This window comes from Campylobacter sp. LR291e, assembly GCF_008633915.1.
Lineage (GTDB): Bacteria > Campylobacterota > Campylobacteria > Campylobacterales > Campylobacteraceae > Campylobacter_D.
Window position 1 is genome coordinate 1 of record NZ_VJNV01000018.1, and the last position, 281, is coordinate 281.

General features: G+C 29.5%; 1 pseudogene. It reads left to right on the forward strand.

The window, feature by feature from the left end:
• Positions 1-281, forward strand: a pseudogene (locus FMM58_RS08655) (methyl-accepting chemotaxis protein); the annotation flags it as partial.

A 281-nucleotide genomic window follows, 5' to 3' on the forward strand; every position in this document is an offset into this window, starting at 1 on the left:
CCAAAAAAAGCTTAGAACAGGACAATCTTGCAGTTAAAAAAGCAATCTCAACAGTCCAAGTTATAGAAAGTGGAGATTTAACAGCAAGAATTGATGCAAATCCAAGAAACCCTCAATTAGTAGAATTAAAACAGGTCTTAAATAAGTTATTAGATATCATACAAAATAAGATTGGTTCTAATATGAATGAGATTAATAAAATCTTTGATGAGTATAAGCACTTAAATTTTACAAATAAAATTGAAAACGCAAGCGGTATGGTAGAACTAACTGCAAATAGC